The organism is Streptomyces sp. NPDC002886 (assembly GCF_042888445.1).
GTDB lineage: Bacteria > Actinomycetota > Actinomycetes > Streptomycetales > Streptomycetaceae > Streptomyces.
The window spans coordinates 983,045-1,002,297 of record NZ_JBIAPV010000001.1 but is presented as its reverse complement, the minus strand read 5'-3'; the positions used below and the strand labels follow the sequence as shown (position 1 = coordinate 1,002,297).

The 19,253-nt window shown below is 72.4% G+C and carries 19 protein-coding genes; 8 read left to right on the top strand and 11 right to left on the bottom strand.

Annotation, left to right across the window (positions count from 1 at the left end; all coding sequences use genetic code 11):
- Positions 1–110 precede the first annotated feature (110 nt).
- Positions 111–1,124 carry an agmatine/peptidylarginine deiminase gene (locus ACFYYB_RS04535; protein WP_389433159.1) on the bottom strand — a complete coding sequence of 338 codons (1,014 nt, stop codon included), beginning with the start codon at positions 1,122–1,124 and terminating at the stop codon, positions 111–113.
- Positions 1,125–1,367: 243 nt separating this feature from the next.
- On the opposite strand from ACFYYB_RS04535, the gene ACFYYB_RS04530 reads away from it, so the two are divergent.
- Both ACFYYB_RS04530 and ACFYYB_RS04525 read left to right on the top strand, forming a co-directional pair.
- Entirely contained in the window at positions 1,368–1,940 is a 573-nt protein-coding gene (locus ACFYYB_RS04530; protein WP_389433158.1) for a TetR/AcrR family transcriptional regulator, read from the top strand.
- A gap of 87 nt (positions 1,941–2,027) precedes the next feature.
- Positions 2,028–2,603, top strand: coding sequence for a GNAT family N-acetyltransferase (locus ACFYYB_RS04525; protein WP_389433157.1), 576 nt, complete (start codon positions 2,028–2,030; stop codon positions 2,601–2,603).
- 47 nt (positions 2,604–2,650) lie between these two features.
- On the opposite strand, the gene rpmF is transcribed toward ACFYYB_RS04525, so the two are convergent.
- From rpmF to rpmG, 5 genes are all read right to left on the bottom strand, one after another.
- Positions 2,651–2,821 carry a 50S ribosomal protein L32 gene (gene rpmF / locus ACFYYB_RS04520; RefSeq protein WP_389433156.1) on the bottom strand — a complete coding sequence of 57 codons (171 nt, stop codon included), beginning with the start codon at positions 2,819–2,821 and terminating at the stop codon, positions 2,651–2,653.
- Between the two features lie 78 nt (positions 2,822–2,899).
- Positions 2,900–3,139 carry a 30S ribosomal protein S18 gene (gene rpsR / locus ACFYYB_RS04515; protein WP_389433155.1) on the bottom strand — a complete coding sequence of 80 codons (240 nt, stop codon included), beginning with the start codon at positions 3,137–3,139 and terminating at the stop codon, positions 2,900–2,902.
- Between the two features lie 46 nt (positions 3,140–3,185).
- Positions 3,186–4,328 (bottom strand): CobW family GTP-binding protein, encoded by a 1,143-nt coding sequence (locus ACFYYB_RS04510; RefSeq protein WP_389433154.1) that lies wholly within the window; start codon positions 4,326–4,328, stop codon positions 3,186–3,188.
- Positions 4,325–4,573 carry a type B 50S ribosomal protein L31 gene (locus ACFYYB_RS04505; RefSeq protein ID WP_389433153.1) on the bottom strand — a complete coding sequence of 83 codons (249 nt, stop codon included), beginning with the start codon at positions 4,571–4,573 and terminating at the stop codon, positions 4,325–4,327. The genes ACFYYB_RS04510 and ACFYYB_RS04505 overlap by 4 nt, the downstream gene beginning before the upstream one ends.
- Before the next feature lie 63 nt (positions 4,574–4,636).
- Complete coding sequence (gene rpmG / locus ACFYYB_RS04500) at positions 4,637–4,801, bottom strand: 50S ribosomal protein L33 (protein WP_389433152.1); 165 nt, start codon at positions 4,799–4,801, stop codon at positions 4,637–4,639.
- A gap of 68 nt (positions 4,802–4,869) precedes the next feature.
- Between rpmG and rpmB the strand changes: the two genes are divergently transcribed.
- From rpmB to ACFYYB_RS04475, 5 genes are all read left to right on the top strand, one after another.
- Positions 4,870–5,106, top strand: a complete 237-nt coding sequence (gene rpmB / locus ACFYYB_RS04495) for a 50S ribosomal protein L28 (RefSeq protein WP_389433463.1) — start codon at positions 4,870–4,872, stop codon at positions 5,104–5,106.
- The gene (gene rpsN, locus ACFYYB_RS04490; protein ID WP_389433151.1) at positions 5,106–5,411 is read left to right on the top strand and encodes a 30S ribosomal protein S14; all 306 of its coding nucleotides are present in this window, start codon (positions 5,106–5,108) and stop codon (positions 5,409–5,411) included. Before rpmB ends, rpsN begins: the two co-directional genes overlap by 1 nt.
- A 154-nt stretch (positions 5,412–5,565) precedes the next feature.
- A complete protein-coding gene (locus ACFYYB_RS04485) occupies positions 5,566–7,968 on the top strand; it encodes a pectinesterase family protein (protein WP_389433150.1) in 2,403 nt (800 codons plus the stop codon).
- Between the two features lie 125 nt (positions 7,969–8,093).
- Positions 8,094–8,621: a SigE family RNA polymerase sigma factor gene (locus ACFYYB_RS04480; RefSeq protein ID WP_389433149.1), complete on the top strand. Its 528-nt coding sequence runs from the start codon at positions 8,094–8,096 to the stop codon at positions 8,619–8,621.
- Positions 8,618–9,343 carry a hypothetical protein gene (locus ACFYYB_RS04475; protein WP_389433148.1) on the top strand — a complete coding sequence of 242 codons (726 nt, stop codon included), beginning with the start codon at positions 8,618–8,620 and terminating at the stop codon, positions 9,341–9,343. The genes ACFYYB_RS04480 and ACFYYB_RS04475 overlap by 4 nt, the downstream gene beginning before the upstream one ends.
- Positions 9,344–9,392: 49 nt before the next feature.
- Here ACFYYB_RS04475 and ACFYYB_RS04470 read toward each other — a convergent pair whose 3' ends face one another.
- From ACFYYB_RS04470 to ACFYYB_RS04450, 5 genes are all read right to left on the bottom strand, one after another.
- Positions 9,393–11,072, bottom strand: coding sequence for an urease subunit alpha (locus ACFYYB_RS04470; protein WP_389433462.1), 1,680 nt, complete (start codon positions 11,070–11,072; stop codon positions 9,393–9,395).
- An 80-nt stretch (positions 11,073–11,152) separates the two neighbouring features.
- Positions 11,153–11,893, bottom strand: coding sequence for an urease subunit gamma (locus tag ACFYYB_RS04465; RefSeq protein ID WP_389433147.1), 741 nt, complete (start codon positions 11,891–11,893; stop codon positions 11,153–11,155).
- Positions 11,894–11,985: 92 nt separating this feature from the next.
- Positions 11,986–13,161 (bottom strand): agmatine/peptidylarginine deiminase, encoded by a 1,176-nt coding sequence (locus ACFYYB_RS04460; protein ID WP_389433146.1) that lies wholly within the window; start codon positions 13,159–13,161, stop codon positions 11,986–11,988.
- 147 nt (positions 13,162–13,308) lie between these two features.
- Positions 13,309–13,890, bottom strand: a complete 582-nt coding sequence (locus tag ACFYYB_RS04455) for a TetR/AcrR family transcriptional regulator (protein WP_389433145.1) — start codon at positions 13,888–13,890, stop codon at positions 13,309–13,311.
- A gap of 61 nt (positions 13,891–13,951) precedes the next feature.
- A complete protein-coding gene (locus tag ACFYYB_RS04450; protein WP_389433144.1) occupies positions 13,952–17,143 on the bottom strand; it encodes an NACHT domain-containing protein in 3,192 nt (1,063 codons plus the stop codon).
- 121 nt (positions 17,144–17,264) lie between these two features.
- Between ACFYYB_RS04450 and ACFYYB_RS04445 the strand changes: the two genes are divergently transcribed.
- Positions 17,265–18,974 (top strand): protein kinase, encoded by a 1,710-nt coding sequence (locus ACFYYB_RS04445; protein ID WP_389433143.1) that lies wholly within the window; start codon positions 17,265–17,267, stop codon positions 18,972–18,974.
- Positions 18,975–19,253: the final 279 nt, after the last annotated feature.

Sequence of the window (19,253 nt, the reverse complement as noted above, 5' to 3'; positions counted from 1 at the left end):
TGCTCTCTCTTCCATGCGGGGCGGGGAGGTACGGGCGGGCGGCGAGCGGATCGAGGAGGGGAGGCTCGGGGCGGGCCGCCGGCCCGGGCACGGCGAAGGGGGCGGACCGGTCAGACGGTGCGGGCGGCCGCGGGGATCTGCTGGGTGATGCAGTGCACGCCGCCACCGCCGTACGCGATCACGCGCGAGCGGACTCCGACGACCTTGCGACCGGGCAGCGCGGCCGCGATGACGGCGAGCGCGCCCTCGTCCTCGGTGGTGCCGGCGACCGGGACGACGACCCCGCCGTTGGCGATGTAGAAGTTCAGGTAGCCGACCTCGGTCTCCTTGCCGTCGACCTCGACGAGGTTGCTCTGGGGCAGGTCGATGATCGTGAAGGGGCGGCCCGCGGCGTCGGTGGACCCCTCCAGGACGGCGCGGTTGACGCGCATGCGCTCGTAGTCGGGGTGCGCGGGGTCGCTCGGGAGCTGGACGACGACGGTGGCGGGGGCGACGAAGGCGCAGACGCCGTCGACGTGGCCGTCGGTCTCCGTGTCCAGCAGACCGCCGTACGGCAGCCAGATGACCTTGGTGACGCCGAGGCGGGCGATCAGCTCGGCCTCGATCTCCGCCTTGGTCATGTCCGGGTTGCGGTTCGGGTGCAGCAGGCACTGCTCGGTGGTGATCAGCGTGCCCTCGCCGTCGACCGTGATCGCGCCGCCTTCGAGGATCATCCGGGAGTCGACGCGGTCCACGTCCAGGTGCGCGAGCAGGGCCGCGGCGATCTTGTCGTCGGTGTCGTAGGGGAAGTGCTTGCCGCCCCAGGCGTTGAAGCGGAAGTCCACGCCCGCGCGGCTGCCGTCCTGCCCGAGCACGAAGATCGGGCCGGAGTCCCGGAACCAGGAGTCGTCGATCGGGAGCTCGATCACCTCGACGCCCTCGCCGCACAGCGCGCGGGCCTCGTCACCGCTGCCGGGAACGGCGACCATGGTGACCGGTTCGAAGGCGGCGATCGCGTTGGCCACGTGGGCGTACTCGACCTTCACCTCGTCGAAGACGTCACCCCACAGCTCCTGCCGGGTCGGCCAGGCCATCAGGCAGCCCTCGTGGTCCGTCCACTCGGCCGGCATGCGGAAAGTCGTCATGATCCACTCCTGTTTGAAAATTCAGTCAGTGTTCGTAAGGGGTGCCCGCATCCTCCACCGAACTGAAAATTCAGTCAATGCTTCTGGCCAAGCTGATGCGGAATCGGTCACACCGTGTGTCGGAAGGGCTGCGGAAGAGGCCCTGAATCGGCATGATCACGGCGCAACCGCCGGAAACGGGGTCCTGATGTTACGGTCAGGAAAAGCCCCAGGTGACGGAGTCGACGGGTAGAGTGACCCTTCGTGTCAGACCGTCGAACGGAAATACTCAGAGCCGCCACGCGAGTGATCGCGCGACGCGGCGTGCGCGGGCTCCGAGTGGGGGAGCTCGCCGCCGAAGCGGGCGTGTCCACCTCGCTGATCTACTACCACTTCACCGACCGTGCCGGGATCCTGCGCCGGACGCTGGAGTTCATCAGCGACCGCGCCGATCGCTACACGGCCGAACGCGAGGACGGCTCGGACGATCCGGAGAGCCCCCGCGACGAACTCAAGCGGACCTTGCTCCTCGAGCTCCAGGAGACCCCGGAGGTGCGGGAGAACAGCACCGCGTGGGGTGAGCTGAGGGCCAGCGCCGTCTTCGATCCCGACCTGCGCGAGGACGTGGCCAAGGCCACGCACAGCTGGGTCCACGAGATCTCGTACCTCCTCGCCCAGGCCCGCCCCGCCGGGACGGCTCCCCAGCACGCGGCCGCCGCCGAGCGCCTGACGGCCCTCCTCGAAGGCCTCAGCGTGCGGTGGCTGAGCGGCTCGCTGCCCCTGGACCACGCGCGCCTGCTCATGGCCGACGCGATCGACGGCGAGCTGGGCGCTTAGCCGTACGGACGGGTGTCGGTACGGACGGGTGTCGGTACGGACGGGAGGGCCGCCGATCACGGATCGGCGGCCCTCTAGGCTGCGGTCATGGATCAAGAAACGGGCGGCGCTGCCGCCGGAGCGGTGATCGTCGACGCCCTGGAGCTGATGTCCGACCCGGGGCGGGCGGCCCGGTTCGCCGGGGACGCGCACCGGATCCTGGCCGATCTGGTGGCCGGGGGCGCCGCGCTGGGCTGGGTCGAACCGCCCGGGCCGGACGAGGTGGCGCGGCTGCTCGACGGCGTCGTCGACGCCGTACGGGCCGGGGACGCGGCCCTGCGCTGCGCCTACCTCGCGGACCGGCTGGTCGGGCTCGGGTACTGGCAGCGCTACGCTCGCCCGACCCACCGGCCCCACGCCGACCTGGAGAAGCTCGCCGTCGCCGCCGGGGCCCACGGGCTTGGGCTCGGCCGGGCCCTGACCGCCGCCCTCGTCGAGGACGCCCGCCGGGCCGGGATCGAGGTCCTGACGCTGGACGCGCGGGGCGACAACACCCGGGCCCTGGGGCTCTACGCCTCCCTGGGCTTCACCGAGTACGGGCGGCTGCCCCGCTTCGTCGCCGTCGGCGAACGCCGCTACGACAAGGTGTTCTGCATGCTGGACTTCCGTACGCCCGCCCCTTAGGCCGTCTCTTTCGGATCGTGCCGGGCCGGGTGCGGGATCCGGCGCGCTCAGCCCTCGGGGCGGAGCAGGCCCCGCTCGTACGCCTTCACCAAGCGCTGCGGCACCTGGTACACCGCGCCGTCGACCGTGATCGGGACCAGCTGCGCGGCGGTCGCCTTCCACTGCGCGCGGCGGTGGCGGGTATTGCTGCGGGACGTCTTCCGCTTGGGAACGGCCATGGGTATCTCCTGGGTTGGGGTGGGGTGGTGCCAATCGGACCGTGCGGGCGGTCGCCGCCGCGCACCGCGTGCGAGGTCCTACCGGCTACTGGCGTACGGGAGCAGAGCCATCTCGCGGGCGTTCTTGATCGCGGCGGCGAGCCGTCGCTGCTGCCGCGCCGTGACCCGGGTGACGCGGCGGCCGCGGATCTTGCCGCGGTCGGAGACGAACTTCCGCAGCAGGTCGGTGTCCTTGTAGTCGATGTACGTGATCTTCGCCGCGTCCAGGGGGTTGGGGCGGGACTTCAGCGGCTTGTGGGGGGTTTGGCGGCGGGCCATGAGGGCTCCTTGGGTGGTGTGGGCGATCGATGCGCCGGCCGGTGGGTCAGGAGACGGGGGCGAGGAGCGAGTCGAAGGCGGCCGGCAGCTTGCGCCACTCCTCGCGCCCCGAGGCGTACTCGGCGTCGTCGAGCAGGCAGGACTCCAGGAGTCGCGCCAGCCCGTCGCGGTCGAGGCCGGGTGAGGTGAAGACGAGGTGCTGGCAGCAATCGCCGTGTTCCGGATGCCAGTCGAGCGAGGCGGCCGCTCTGCGCATCGGCGGAACCAGCTCCCAGGCGGCGTCCGGGAGGGAGGCCAGCCAGGGCCCGGCGCTCTCCACGCACAGGGCGCCGCCCGCGGCGTCCCAGGCGAGCAAGGTGTCGGGTCGGTCGGCGAGCCAGAACCGGCCACGACTGCGAGCGGCGGCGCAACAGAGGTCCTCCAGGGCCTCGTAGAGCCGTTCGGGGTGGAAGGGGCGGTGGTGGTGCCAGACGAAGGTGGTGACTCCGGCCTCCTCCGCCTCCTGCGGAAGCAAGGCGCAGGCCGGGTGCTGGGCGGCGGCCGCCGCTTCCACGTCGAAGCCGGCGAAGGCCGCCCGGGCCAGTTCCCCGGATCCGGCCGGTACCCGGAGCGCGGTCGGATGGAGCTGGGTCAAGAGGGCGAAGTCCTCGTCGTCGGCCTCCTCGCCGGCCACGAGGGCCAGTACGGGGGCGTACTCCAGCTGCCGGGCCCAGGTGTCCCCGACGGTGCGCTGGTCCGAGGCGGCTGCCGCGAGGCCCACGTCGGCCAGATCGTCCCCGTTGACGAGATAGGGCAGGACGAGCGCGGGGTCCACCGCGGTGATCACGCCGGTGAGGTCGAGTGCGCCGTCGCCGTGCCGGGCGACGACCTCGGCCATCGCCTTGGGCTCGACGGAGTCCCACAGCTCGACGACGGCCAGGCGCGTCGTTCCGCTGCCGGCCAGCCGTTCCAGCTCGGGGACCAGGTCCTCGCGGAGCGCGCAGCAGGCGCAGTCGTTGAAGAGCGGCGCCTCGCCCCGGGACAGTTCGCCCGAAGCGTCGCGCACGACGCGCAGCACGGTACCGGCGGGTGCGGTGGCCAGGTCGTGGTGGAGCGCGACGCTGCCGGGGACGGAGCGGAGCAGCCGGTCGACGACTTCCTTGCGGGCGTCGGCGTGGAGCCCGCCGACGATGACGACGGGCAGTGTCACTTGCCGCCTCCGTAGCGGCGCTCGAAGCGCTCGACGCGGCCGGCGGTGTCCAGGACGCGGGCGGTGCCGGTGTAGAAGGGGTGGCTCTGCGAGGAGATCTCGACATCGATGACGGGGTAGGTGTGGCCGTCCTCCCACTCGACCGTCTTCTCGCTGGTGGCGGTCGAGCGGGTGAGGAAGGCGAAGTCGGCGGCCCTGTCGCGGAAGACGACGGGTCCGTAGGCGGGGTGGATTCCAGGCTTCATGGCGTGTCCTTCAGGCAGGGGACGCGGGATGGGGACGCGGTACGGGCTACGGGCTACGGGGGGTCAGCGTTCTTCGCGGAAGTCGACGTGCCGGCGGAGCACCGGGTCGAACTTGCGCAGCACTATCCGGTCGGGATCGTTCCGCCTGTTCTTGCGGGTGACGTAGGTGTAGCCGGTGCCCGCGGTGGAGCGGAGCTTGACGATCGGGCGTACTTCGTTGCGTGCCATGGGGCTACTATACGGGAATGGAAATCGTTTCCAATAAGGATCCTCTTCGGAGAGAGGCAGGTCACCCTTTGTCCGCCCACTGCCAACTGACCGGCGCGCAGCCAGGCTTCGGCAACGCCATCTCGCACTCGCACCGGCGCACTTCCCGCCGCTTCGACCCCAACATCCAGAGCAAGCGGTACTGGCTTGCCGGTGAGGGGCGCCACGTCCGCCTCAAGCTGAGCGCCAAGGCGATCAAGACCATCGACGCGATCGGTGTCGAGGCCGCGGTGGCACGCATCCGCGCCCGGGGCGTGAAGGTCTGATGGCGAAGCAGAGCAAGATCGCGCAGAACGAGAAGCGCAAGGTGATCGTCAAGCGCTACGCCGCCCGGCGGGCGGAGCTGAAGGAGATCATCCGACGGTCGTCCTCGACGGACGCCGAACGGGGAGCGGCCGCGGCCGAGCTGCGCGAGCAGCCGCGCGACGCGAGCGCGACCAGGGTGCGCAACCGGGACGGTGTCGACGGGCGGCCCCGCGGTCACCTGCGGAAGTTCGGGCTGTCCCGCGTGCGGATGCGTGAACAGGCACACGCGGGGTTCCTGCCCGGAGTGACGAAGTCCTCCTGGTAGCGCCCGTGCGGCCGACGGAAGCGATCGGCCTTCGGCCGCCGCCGACGGGGCCGCCGCGGAGATGGCGGCAGGCCCCGGCAACCTTTCGGGCTCCGGCGGCAACTGAGGGGTGAACCGTGCGGAACAGCGCACCTCGTCCCAAGGAGCCACCCCCATGTCAGCTTCTCCCCACCGCCGGCCCACCGGACGCCGAAGGCTCGCCCTGGCCGGCGCGGCCACCCTGGTCGCCGCCGGTCTCGGCGCCGTACCGCTCGTCGTGCGGGCCGGCGCCGCGGCGCCCGCCGACCTCGCCCACGGCGTGCTGCCCGCCCGGGACGGCTGGGCCGCGAGCGGCTCCGGCACCACGGGCGGCCGGGCCGCGGCCGAGGCCCGCGTCTTCACCGTCTCCACCCGCGCCGAACTGGCGAAGGCCCTGGCCGCGGGCCCGGCCGGCGCCCCGCGGATCGTCCGCGTCAAGGGCCTGATCGACGCGAGCGCCGACGACAACGGGAAGCGCCGGAACTGCGCCGACTACGCCGCGGGCACCGGCTATTCGCTCGACTCCTACCTCAAGGCCTACGATCCCGCGGTCTGGGGCCGTACCAGACTCCCGTCAGGCGCCCAGGAGAACGCCCGAAGGGCGGCCCAGGCCAGGCAGGCCGCCCGCATGGTGTTCACGGTGCCGGCGCGGACCACCGTCATCGGCGTGCCCGGCACCGGAGCGGGCATCACCGGCGGCAGTCTGGTGGTGAAGAACGCCGACAACGTGATCATCCGCAACCTCTCGCTGACCGACGTCCGGGACTGCTTCCCGCAATGGGATCCGACCGACGGTTCCACCGGCAACTGGAACTCCGCCTACGACGCCGTCAGCCTGCGCGGCGCCACCCACGTCTGGGTCGACCACAACAGCTTCTCCGACCTCCCGCACCCGGACTCCGCCGATCCGGTCCGCTTCGGCCGCCACTACCAGGTCCACGACGGCGCCCTCGACATCACCAACGCCTCCGACCTGGTCACCGTCGGGTACAACAAGTTCGCCGACCACGACAAGACGATGCTGATCGGCAGCAGTGACCAGGACACCAAACTCCGGGTGACGCTCCACCACAACGTCTTCCAGGGCGTGGTCCAGCGCGCCCCGCTCGCCCGGGTGGGCCGGATCCACCTGTACGACAACTACTTCGACACCACGTCGTCCGAGGGCTACGCGCACAGCTACAGCGTCAACTCCCGCGCCGGCGCGCAGGTCGTCGCGCAGAACAACCACTGGAAGCTCTCCTCCGACCGGAAGGCCTCCCAGCTGTTCGGCGGCGACGGCACCGGAGCGATCGCGGGCAGCGGCAACCTCGTCGGGGGCGCCCCCGTGGACCTGGCCGCCGCCTACAACGCGGCCAACCCCGGGAGGAAGATCAAGACCACCGTCGACTGGAAGCCCACCCTCACCGCCGGACTGGAACCTGCCGCCGGACTGCCGAAGAAGCTCGCGGCGCAGGCGGGCGCGGGGGTCCTCACCGAGACCGGAGGCAAGGGGCCCGCCCCGTCCGGTCCCGCCCCGTCCGCTCCGGCGCCCTCCGCTCCCGCCCCCTCCGCTCCCGCCCCGTCCCGTCCCGCCGGCGGCGGCGGCCGTACGCTGACGGTCGCCGCCGACGGCTCCGCCGCCCACCGTTCCGTACAGTCCGCCGTCGACGCCGCCGCGGCGGGGGACACCGTCCTCGTGGCGCGCGGCACCTACCGGGAGACGGTGAACGTTCCCGTCTCCAAGCGCGGGCTGACGCTCAAGGGCGCCACCGGCAACGCCGAGGACGTCGTCATCACCTACGACAACGCCTCCGGCACGCCGAAGCCCGGCGGCGGTACGTACGGAACCGCGGGCAGTGCCACCGCGACCTTCTCGGCGAACGACATCACCGTCACCGGTGTCACGGTCCAGAACACCTGGGAGAGGTCGGCGCACCCGGGCGTCAAGGACACCCAGGCGGTGGCCCTCAACGCGTCCGGTGACCGCCAGACGTACGTCAACTCGCGCTTCATCGGGCACCAGGACACCGTGCTGAACTGGGCTCCCTCGGCCACCGGCCAGTACCGCCAGTACTTCCGCCACTGCTTCGTCGCGGGCGACGTCGACTTCGTCTTCGGCAACGCCACCGCCGTCTACGACCACGTCAACATCACCCTGCGCGACCGGGGCGCCGCGGCCGGCGGCCACAACGGCTACCTCGCCGCGCCGAACACCGACGCGGCCCAGCGGTACGGGATCCTCATCACCGACAGCACGATCAGCAGCCCCGCCCAGCCCCGGACCTACTACCTCGGCCGGCCCTGGCACCCCGGGGCGAGCGCGGTCGGGCAACTGGTGATCCGCGACACGAGCCTGCCCGCGGCCGTCAAGACGCAGGGGCCGTGGACCGACATGGGGGGCTTCTCCTGGAAGTCGGCCCGGTTCGCCGAGTACGCCAACACGGGCCCCGGTGCCGGAACCGGAGCCAACCGCCCCCAGCTCGGCCGGGATCAGGCGGCGCGTCACACCGCCCGCGCCTACCTGGCCGGTACCGACGGCTGGAATCCGACGGGCTGAGGGGCGCCGCCGTGCCGACCGGGCCCGGACGGACGGAAGCGTCGGAACGGCCACTCGAACGGACTGCTACTCTCCGGTACCTTCCCGAGATCGCCCCCGCCGCACCGAGAGGCCGTACCCAGGCCATGACCGAAGACGAGGCGGCCGCGGACTTCCACGTGTTCTTCGAACGCCACCACGCCGAACTCTCCCGCCTGGCCTACCTGCTGACCGGAGAGGCGGACGCCGCCGACGACCTCGCCGCGGACGCGATGGTCGCGCTCTGGCACCGCTGGGACAGGGCCCGCCGCGCCGACTGCGCGGCGGCCTACGCCCGCGGCGTCGTCGCCAACCTCGCCCGCAGCCGGATCCGGAGCACGGTGCGCGAGCGGCGGCGCGTCCTGCTGTTCTGGTCGCACCGCCCGGAGCGCACCGGCGGGCCGGACATGGCCGCGGTCATGGACGTACGGGCCGCGCTGGACAGGCTGCCGTTCCGCAAACGCGCCTGCGTGGTGCTGCGGTACGCCTTCGACCTCTCGGAGAAGGACACCGCGGCGGCGCTCGGGATATCGGTGGGTACGGTGAAGAGCCAGACCTCGAAGGGGACGGCGGAACTGCAACGGCTGCTCGGTGCCCGGGCCGCCGACGAGCTGGTGGGAGGGGGAAGCCGGTGACCGACGAGCTGCGCGGTCTGCTGCGGGAGAGCGCCGAAGCCCACCTGCCCGACCGGGCCCGCATCCTGGCCCGGGTCGGACGGGGCACCGCCCCCCGGCCCCGGAACCGGGAGCGCGTCCGCGTCCGTGTGCGTGCCCTGACCTGGCCGAAGATCGCCCTCGCGACCCTGGCCACCGCCGGCACCCTGACGGTGAGCGCCCTCATGGTGGTCACCACCCCGCACGCCCCGGACCCGCCACGGAACCCGACGGCCGCCGCCCCGTCTTCCGTCGCCCGTCCGGCGGCGCCGGTGGAGGGCAGCCGGACCGAGAACGGCCCGCTGTGGGCCGACGGTTCGGTCGACCCGCACAGCAACACCTACTGGGCGCAGAGCAACGTCACCCTCAAGGCGAGGGAGCCGCTCACTTCGCTCGTCGTCGAGTTGCGCATCGCCCTCACCGAGGGGGTGAGGGACACCGGTAGCTGGCGGACCCGGCCCGCCGCGGACTTCGACCTCTCCGCCCGGCAGGAAGGCGGCTTCCTCGTCTACCGGTGGACCCTGAAGCCCGGCAGGTCCGTCCCGTCCGGCGAGCACGTCTTCGCCGGCCAGTACGACCACGCTCCCGGCGGACGCGACGCGAAGGACGACACGTACCGGATCGATGCGACTGCCGGTGCCGGTGCCGGTGCCGGTGCCGGTGCCGCGGATGGCGGAGCGTCCGTGTGGGGCGGGTTCGCGTAGGGCGCGTGCCCGCTCCGCCGGTGCGGCCCGGTCGCGGACCGGGTGCGCCCTAGAGGAAGTAGAGCCTGCTCAGCGAGATGGAGTCGGCCGGCTCGGAGACCAGCGGCTCCCCGTCGAGCGACACCAGGCCGGTGCCGGGATGGACGTCGACGCTGCCCGTACGGCTGTTGCGGAGCATGTGCTTCGGCCCGATGCCCCGGGTCCCGCGGACCGCCACGCGGCGGCGCCGGGTGGGCATCATGTCGCCGTTCTGGACGGCCGCTTCCGCGACGAACGCCACGGAGATGTCGGCCGCGGTGGCCCCGTACGCGCCGAACTGCGGTCCCAGGACCAGCGGTTCGCAGCGGTCGGTCGACGCGTTCGGGTCGCCGGTGACCCCGTACGCCGGGAAGCCGCCCTTCAGGACCAGTTGGGGTTTGGCGCCGAAGTACTCCGGCCACCACATCACCAGGTCCGCGAGCTTGCCGACCTCGATGGAGCCGACCTCGTGGGACAGGCCGTGGGCGATCGCCGGGTTGATGGTCAGCTTCGCCATGTAGCGCAGCACGCGCTCGTTGTCGTCGCCGCTCTCGGCGGTGCCGTAGGAGCCCTCGCCGTCCAGCGGGCCGAGCTCGGCCTTCATCTTCCCGGCCATGGCGAAGGTACGGCGTACGGTTTCGCCCGCGCGGCCCATGCCCTGGGCGTCGGAGGAGGTGATGCCGATGACCCCGAGGTCGTGCAGGAGGTCCTCGGCGCCCATCGTCCCGGCGCGGATCCGGTCGCGTGCCATGGCGGCGTCGCCGGGCAGATCGACCTTCAGGTCGTGCGCCGAGACGATCATGCCGAAGTGCTCGCCCAGGGCGTCCCGGCCGAAGGGCAGGGTGGGGTTCGTCGAGGAGCCGATGACGTTCTCGACGCCGGCCATCTTCAGGACGTTGGGGACGTGGCCGCCGCCGCAGCCCTCGATGTGGAAGGCGTGGATGGTCCGGCCGTCCAGCACCCGCAGGGTGTCCTCGACAGACAGGCACTCGTTCAACCCGTCCGTGTGCAGGGCGACTTGTACGTCGTACTCCTCGGCGACCCGCAGGGCGGTGTCCAGGGCGCGGGTGTGCGCGCCCATGTCCTCGTGGACCTTGAAGCCGGACGCGCCGCCTTCGGCGAGGGCCTCGATCAGCGGGGCCGGGTCCGAGGAGGAACCGCGGGCCAGGAAGCCGATGTTGACGGGCCAGGCGTCGAAGGCGTTGAAGGCGTGCTTCAGCGCCCACGGGGAGTTGACGCCGACCGCCCAGACGGGGCCGAACTCCTGCCCGATGATCGTGGTGACCCCGGAGGCCAGGGAAGCTTCCATGATCCGGGGCGAGAGCAGGTGGACGTGGGTGTCGATGGCACCGGCGGTGACGATCATGCCCTCGCCCGAGACGATGGTCGTCCCGGTGCCGACCACGACGTCGATGTCGTCGAGGGTGTCGGGGTTGCCGGCCCGGCCTATGGCGTGGATGCGCCCTTCGCGGATGCCGATGCTGGTCTTGCGGATGCCGAGTACGGCGTCGATGACCAGGGCGTTGCTGATGACGATGTCGCAGGTGTCGCGGACGGCGGCGGCCTTCAGGTGCAGGCCGTCGCGGGCCGTCTTGCCGAAGCCGGCCAGGAACTCGTCCCCGGGCTTCTGGGAATCGGACTCCACGCGGACGATGAGCCCGGAGTCGCCGAGCCGGATCCGGTCGCCCGCCCGGGGGCCGTGGACGGCCATGTAGTCGTGGGGGTCGGTGCTGTCCGCCGGGGCGGCGCCCGGGCGGCCGTGGCAGCCCGCGGAGTCGAAGACGCTGCCGCTCATGCCTGCTCCTGTCCTTGTGCCTGTTCCCTGTGCGAAGTCGCGCTGTCTTCGTAGGAGGTGAGGTATCCCGTGGCCCGGGCCTTGGCCAGGGCGGCCTCGCGCGCTCCGGGCGCGTCCAGGGGGCCGTCGACGAGGCCGGCGAAACCGATGGCGACGCGCGCCCCGCCGATGGGCAGCAGCTCCACCACGACGGTGGCCCCGACGTCGAAACGGACCGAGGAGCCGGCCGGTACGGCGAGCCGGGTGCCGTAGGCGGCGGCGCGGTCGAAGGCGAGGCGCGGGTTCGACTCGAAGAAGTGGAAGTGCGAGGTGACGCTGATGGGCACGCTCGACGTGTTCCGTACGGCGACCCGGACGGTCGCGGCGGTGGGCCCGTAGCCCTCGCCGGCTCCGGGCAGGCCCGCGCCCGGGGCGTCGGCCCCGAGCGAACCCTCATGCCGGAAGGGGTCGTCGATGACGCAGAGCCTCGTACCGTCGTCGAAAACGGCCTCGACCTGGATCGAGGTGACCACGTCGGGCACCCCGGGCAGCACCTCCGCGGCGCTGAGCACGTGGCGGCCCGCCTCGATCGCCTCGGCCAGCCTGCGGCCGTCGCGCGCCGCCTCGCACACCGTGTCGGTGATCAGGGCGGTGGCCTCGGGGACGTTGAGCCTCACGCCGCGCGCGCGGCGGGCGCGGGCCAGTTCCGCCGCCGTGAAGATCAGCAGCCGGTCCCGCTCGGTGGGTGTCAGTCGCATACGGCCTCATCTGTGAAGGGAAGGGCGGGCCGCCCCGGTGCACGGCCGGCGCCGGCGTCGGCTGGTCTACCGGCGCCGGCGGCGGGCGGGCTCTACGGGCGCGGTTCGGCCATCGTGGAGCAGTGGATGCCACCGCCCCCGGCCATCAGCCGGTCGACGTTCAGCTGCACGACGGTCCGGCCGGGGAAGGCGGCGGCCAGGGCCCGCTTCGCCGCCGCGTCCTTCGCGGAGTCCCCGAACTGGGCGGTGATGACGGCCCCGTTGACCACGTGGAAGTTCATGTACGAGTCGACGAACTCGGGGTTCTTCGAGCGGGTGGTGTCGGGACCGTCGACCTTGATGACGGTCAGCCGCCGGCCCCGGGCGTCCGTCGCCGCGGACAGGATCGAGAACTGCTCGCGGGCATCGCGCGCCCAGACGTCGTCGCGGCCCGCCGGCGGCACCTGGACCATGACCACTCCGGGACGGATGAAGCGCGAGGTCACGTCGATGTGGTCGTCGGTGATGTCCTTGCCCTTGATGCCGGGCACCCAGATCATCTTGTCGGCCCCGTACGCGTGCAGGACGGCGTCCTCGACCTCGGCGCGGCTCCAGCCCCGGTTGCGGTTCTTGTTGACGAGGCTGCTTTCCGTGGCCATCACGGTCCCGTCGCCGTCGGTCTCGATCGAGCCGCCCTCGCCGACGAAGTCCGTCTTGCTGAAGGGGAGATGGGCCTCGTACGCGACGCTCTCCGCGGCGTGGGCGTCGTAGGAGTGGGCCTGCTTGTTGCCCCAGCCGTTGAAGTTCAGGCCGATCGCGTCGAGTCCGCCGCGGCCGTCCCGGCGGAAGACCGGCGCGATGTCGCGCATCCAGAGGTCGTCGGTGCCGATGGCGGTGGTCACGGTCACGCCCGGGCCGCACCAGGAGCGGGCGGTGGCGGCGGTGTAGGCGTCCGGGGCGCACATGACGACGGGCTCGTAGCGCGCGATCGTCTTCGCGATCAGCGCGATGTCCTCCTGGACCCCGGTCAGCGCGCGGCCGCCCCAGATGGACGAGCGCGAGGGCCAGGACATCCAGGTGCGGGCGTGGGGCACGTCGTCGATGTCCACCCGCCAGCGCTGGACCCCCGCGCTCGGCGCCCGGACCGCCCCCGGGACCGCGGCGGCCGCCGTCCCGAGCGCGACTCCCGCCGCTCCGAGTCCGGCAGCCCCCAGGACGATCCTGCGGGAGGGGGAGGAGCCGAAGAACCGGCCGAGGAGCGAGCGGCTGTCGTCGGGGGAGTCGGGCATCGAGGGGCCTCCGGATCAGGTGGGGGTACGGGCCGAGAGCGGCCATGGCCAGAACTCTGTCACTGACTGAAAATTCGGTCAAGACGCGGAGCGTGCGTGATCCCTTACCGGGGGAGGGTGTCCTACGGGGCCTGCGGCGCGGGCCGGTCAGTTACGGGCGAGGCGGTCCAGCTCGGCGGCGATGGAGGACACCATCAGCTCACGGGCGTGCGGCAGGGGCAGGCTGCCGCTGAGCCAGCGCGAGCTCAGCCCCTCCACCAGGGCGGTCAGCCGCTCGGCGGCACCGGAAAGGGCGGCGGCTCCGGCCATGGGGCGGACCTGCCCGAGCAGGTCGCCCACTTCCTGGATCCACACGCGGGTGGCGTCGGCGAGGTCTTCCCGCAGGTCGGGGTCGAACACCGCGCTGGCCCGCAGCTCTCCCCAGGCCGTGCTGTTCTCCCGCACCCCGGGGTCGTCCTGGAACTCCAGCAGGAGCGTCTGCTCCAGCTCGCCCAGGGCGTCGAGCGGCGGATCGCCGGGGTCCCGCTCCGTGGTGTACCGGCCGGCGCGGTCGTTGATGAACTCCAGCGTGGCGCGCAGGATCCCCGCGCGGTCCTTGAAGTGGTAGTAGATCAGCGCCGTGGACACGCCCGCCTCGGCGGCGAGCTCCTCCACGCGCAGGCCGCGGACGCCGCGCCGGGCGATGACCCGCGCGGCGCCTTCCATGATTGCCGTTCGACGATCAGCCACGGTCCGACACCTTACCCGGAGGGTGGTGGCCCGGGCGGATCGGGATTGACCGAAGGTCCTGTCAGTCGTGCACGGAGTGGAACAGCGTGCCGACCCGGCGGGAGAAGGCGCGACTGTTGATCCGGAGATTCCTGAAGGTGGGCATCTCCTCCACCGGAGACGTGTCGACCAGCAGGGCCGTTTCCCCGGGGAGACCGAGGGTGCGGAGGTTGGGCAGGACACGCGGCAGCAGGTCGATCACCTGCTGCACGCTCTCCTCGCGCTCTCTGTGCCAGAGGCGGAGATCGGTCACCTGCTCCAGCACCGTGCCGGGCGGGAGATCCGCGAAGGAAGACGCGTCCAGGCTCAGATCGTGGAGAACGGGCAGGCCGGACAGCACCTCCCAGTCTTCGGCCGAGGCGGAGGAAACGACGAAATCGAGGGACCTGAGCCCGGTGAAGCGGGACAGCCCCGCGAGCCCCGCGGTGCGGGCGGATCCCGTCACGAGGAGGTGCTGAAGAGGCGCTCTCGGATGGAGGCTCTCCAAGGACCAGTGCATGCGGGCGGACCCCAGGATCTGGAGCGTCGTGAGCTCCGGCAGGTGCTCCAGCACGCCCAGATCCATGGGTGCCTCACTGTGGATCTCCAGCGCCCGGATGGGGAGCCCGGCGAGAGGAGAGAAGTCGACGAGCGCCGGGCAGTCAGTGGCCGTGAACGACGAGAGTCGTGTCTGTCCGGCCAGGAACCCCAGATCCGTCACCGGATGGTGCAGGAGCCTGAGCTCGGCCACCGGATGCCGGGCGAGGTACGAGCCGAGCGCGGACGCGGACACGTCGGCCCTGACGTCCAAGGCGTCCACGCGAACTCCCAGCCGTTCCAGCTGGTGCAGCTGCGCATCGGAAGTGACGGTGTAGGCCAGTTCCTCCGGGTTCAGCAGCGCGATGACCTCCTCCGCGTACCGGGCGGTGTCGAACCGCGACCAGGACCATACGAGCTGGCTGCGGATCACGAGCGGGGAGTCCGATGCGGCGGCGTACCCGGTCAGGAAGGGCAGCGCGGCGTCGGACTCGACCCGGGTGGCCGCGACGACCACGTAGTACCCGTCCTGCGCAGCGACGGCGTCAGGGCCGGGGAGCAGGTCCAGGATCAACGGCCCCACTTCCCCCAGGGCGCGGGCCTCGTCCTCGCCGTTCGGCGGGATCAGCCTGGCGGTGCGTCCTTCCACCGCTTCGCGGACCGATGGCTCCAGCGTCGTGGCGTGCTCCAGGCAGGCGGCTGCCAAGAGATAGACGCGGAAGCGGACGCGGCGGTCCCCGGCGAGGTCACCGAGGCTCAGCATGTCCTCGAAGAGGGACACCCGTTCGCGGGGTCGGGCCAGGGCGACCGCCATGCGGATGACGTCCTCCCACTGGTCGTCGGCCGCGTGCGCGGCGAGCAGACCGAAGTCGCCCTCCTCCACCGCCGCCCGCGCGCCCAGGAAGTCCTGGAAGGTGCGGTGGACGAAGTGCACCGTGCCCGGGGTCGGTTCGCGGAGCAGGCCGCTGCGTTGGAGGAAGTGGTCGAAGACGGTCGGGGCGTCACCCAGTGCCGCGGCTTCGGGGACGGCGGGGAGGGCGCGGCCGATGATGTCCTCGGCCTGGGAGCGGTCCATCTCCGTACGGCCGTTCTTGATCAGCCAGTAGGCCAGGCGCTGGAGCAGCTCCAGCTGGGGCTCCTCCCGGAGATCGGGGACGTGCATGTCCCGCTCGCGGTCGCGGCGGCTGATCAGCATGGACAGGGCGGCCTCGTACAAGTCCTTCCGGCCGTGCGGGAGATAGCCCCGCCGGTCGCGGTGGAGCGCGCAGATCAGGCCGCACATCAGGGGGTTGGTGGCCAGCCGGCCGAGGTCGGCCTTCGTGCGGACCGCGGTGAGGAGCTGCGCCTCGTACGCGTCGAGTTCGGCCGCGGACTCGGTCCCGCCGCGGGCGGCCGCGTGCCAGCGCTTGATGAAGGTGGCGGTTTCGGCCTGCCTCATGGAGGACAGCGCCAGTTCGCCGAAGCCCTCCTCGGTGAGCCAGTCCTGGCCCACGGCCGACGGGCGCGAGGTGACCAGCCAGCGGTTGTCGCCGTCGTACGTGTCGATGAGGTCCCGCAGCCAGCGGCGGGTCCGTTCCCGTTCGGGCTCGGGGACCTCGTCGATGCCGTCCACCAGGACCAGCCCTCGCCCCGCGGTGAGCACCCGGTGTTCCCATCCCGAGGGCTGGGACCCGGCGAGGGGGCAGCCGGTCGCGGCGAGGAAGTCCTTCGGGGCCGGGAGCCGTTCGCCGTGGCGGGTGAGGGTGCGGAGCGGGAGCACGAAGGGGATCCGGCCGCGGAGGTAGGCCGGTCGGTCCGGGCGGTCCTGCTGCGCGGCGGTGACCGCCAGCCACTGGACGAGCGTGGTCTTGCCGGAGCCGGCCTCACCCCGCAGGAGGACGCGGGGGGTGCGGGCCAGTGCATGATCCGCGGGCTGGGGTTCCAGGGTTCGCCGCACCGCGAGGAAATCGTCCGCGGTCTCGTAGGCGTCCCACGAGATCTCCGAGCGTCCGAGGGGCGCCGCCTCCAAGCTCAGGTACGCCACGTCCAGCGGCCAGCGCGTGGGTGAATTGCTCAGGTCGATGCCGTAGATGGTGAGCTTGGAGTGCTTCTTCGCCACGTACGGCAGGTACGTCGTCTCGAACGCGGCGTCCGCCGCGTCGGGGAGCGGGGTACGACGGATCAACTCATCCGTCTTCGACGTCAGTTCGGCGACCGCCCGGGTCTGGCCGACCAGTGCGTGCGCCGTGAAGGTCTTGCGCTGGGTGAAGAACTCCAGGATGTGCAGCGAGGCGACGCCGAGCAGGGCCTCGTAGAAGTGCGTGGCGTCGGCGGAGAGGTGGCGTTCCGGGCGGTCCGCCGCGCGGCGCAGTGCGCGGGCGAAGGCCTCCGGGCCGAGGCGGACGGCGTCCACGTCCGTGATCGTGAGGTCGCCCAGGGCGTGCAGGGTCGCGGCGAGGGCGTCGGTGACGGCCTCGTGCTCGTCCTGCGGGATGCGGCGTTCGCCCGTGCTCAGGGCCTGCTGGACGAGGGTGGCGGCCAGGGTGCGTACGTCGGACTCGGTGAGGGTGCGCTTCTCGCCCTTGAAGGAGACGTACCCGGAGAGCCGGACCGGTTGGTCGACCAGCCCCGCCCCCGGGGCGTCGCTGACGAAGAACTTCCTGACGAGCGGGCCGATCACGGCCGTCGCCAACTTGAGCCCGATGGCTGCGGGTTCCACGTGTGCCCCCCGTAGAGCTGTGCCGGTGCCGCCCGACGCGATTCTAGAGTGCGCCGTGCTCGGGCCGCCGGGAGAGCGGGCTACGGCATCATGGCTCCGGGATCGGGTGAGGGGGAGCGCGGTGGCACAGGACGAGGTGCGCGGCAGTGTCGTGGTGGCCGGGCGGTACCGCCTGGAGGACCGGCTGGGCCGGGGTGGGATGGGCACCGTCTGGCGGGCCACCGACGAACTGCTCGGGCGCCCGGTCGCCGTCAAGGAACTGCACGCGGGCGAGGGCGACGGGGACGGTGCGGCCGCGGGGGCGCTGCGCGAGGCGCGGGCCGTGGCGCACGTGCGGCACCCCCACATCGTCGTGGTCCATGACGTCGTCGAGCACCACGGGCGGCCCTGCATCGTCATGGAACTGGTCGACGGCGGTTCCCTCGCCGAGCTCATCTCCGCCGGGAAGACCCTCACCCCGTTCGAGACGGCCAGGACCGCCCTCGCACTGCTCGGCGCCCTGACCACGGCGCACGGCAGGGGGGTGCTGCACCGGGACGTGAAGCCGGCCAACGTCCTCATGGAGGCGGGGACCGGCCGGGTGGTGCTCACGGACTTCGGCATCGCCCGGTTCTCCGGGGCCGCCACCATCAGCCAGACGGGCGCCTTCATCGGCTCGCCGGAGTACACCGCTCCCGAGCGGATGCGGGGCGCCGAGGCCGGACCGGCCGCCGACCTGTGGTCGCTCGGGACGCTCATGTGCGCCGCGCTGACCGGGGAGTCCCCCTTCCGCCGCGATTCACTGGGCGGCGTCATGCACGCCGTCGTCTCCGCGGAGATCCACCCGCCCGCCCAGGCGGGGCCGCTGCTGCCGGTCATCCAGGGCCTGCTGGAACGCGACCCGGAGCGCAGGATGGCGGCGGCCGAGGCGGACCGGCTGCTGTCGGCGTACCTGGCCGGTGGGAGCCCGGCCGAGCCGATGACCGTGCCGGCCGACCGCGGGCTGCCCGTACCCCCACCCGAACCCGGTCCCGCCCCCGCCGTACCCGCGTCGGCGCCGGAGTCGGAGGGGCTGACGGCCCCGGCCGTGGCTCCGCGTCCGACGGCCAGGCAGCGCTTCGCCACCCGGCCCGGCCTGCGCCTCGGGCTGATCGTGGCCACCGCCGTCCTGGTGGCGGCCGGCGCGGTGGTGGGCGCCGACCGGCTGAACCTGCTGTCCGGAGGGGACGGAGCGAACGAGGCGGGGCGGGGGTCGCGGGGCGCGCCGGCGGTCCCGGGCGGCGCCGCGAGTCCGTCCGTGACGGCAGGTCCGTCCGTGACCCCGAGTCCGTCCGTGCCTCCGGGCCCGGCCCTGGCCCCGGGCTCTTCCCCGGCCCCGGGCACGAGCGAGCCGCCCGCCGGGTACCGGACGTTCGCCGATCCGCAGGGCTTCGCCATCGCCGTGCCCGTGGGGTACCAGCGGGCCACCGACGACCAACGGGTCTTCTACGTCTCCCCGGACGGGGCCTTCCGCATCGGGATCCGGGTGAAGATGCCGGTGCCCGGCGGCCCGCTCGGCGTGATGCGGCAGGCGCACGCGAACGGTCCGGACACCAATGCCGGTTATCGCGACGGCACGGTCGTGCTGAAGATCCATCACGAACTCCCGGCCGCGCTCTGGGAATTCACCTGGAACGGCTTCGACCCGGCCCAGGGTGCCCGGCACACCTACGACCTCTGCTGGGACCAGAACGGCCGGATGTACGACATCTGGGTCTCCGCCCCGGTGAGTGAACTCGCCGATGCCAAGCGCCACTTCGAGATCGCCGTGGCCACCTTCGTCCCCGGGGCGCCCGTCTCCGTCACCCCCTGACCCCGCCCCCCCCGCGTCCCGGTCAGGTGCGCAGCACCACCAGCCCGTCGCACCCGTCGCGTCCGTCGCGCCGCCCGTCCGCCGTCCGCAGGCTGCCCGGGACCAGCGGGGCGAAGGTGCGCGGGAGGGCCAGGCCCGGGGTCGCGTCGTCCTGCCCCGCGTCGAAGAGGTACGCCGCCTCCGAGGCGCTGTCGCTGACCAGGTGCGGCCCGTCCGCCCCGCCCGTGGTCCGCGTCAGCGGGGTCCGGAACACCCTGCGCAGGTGGCGCAGGGTCTCCG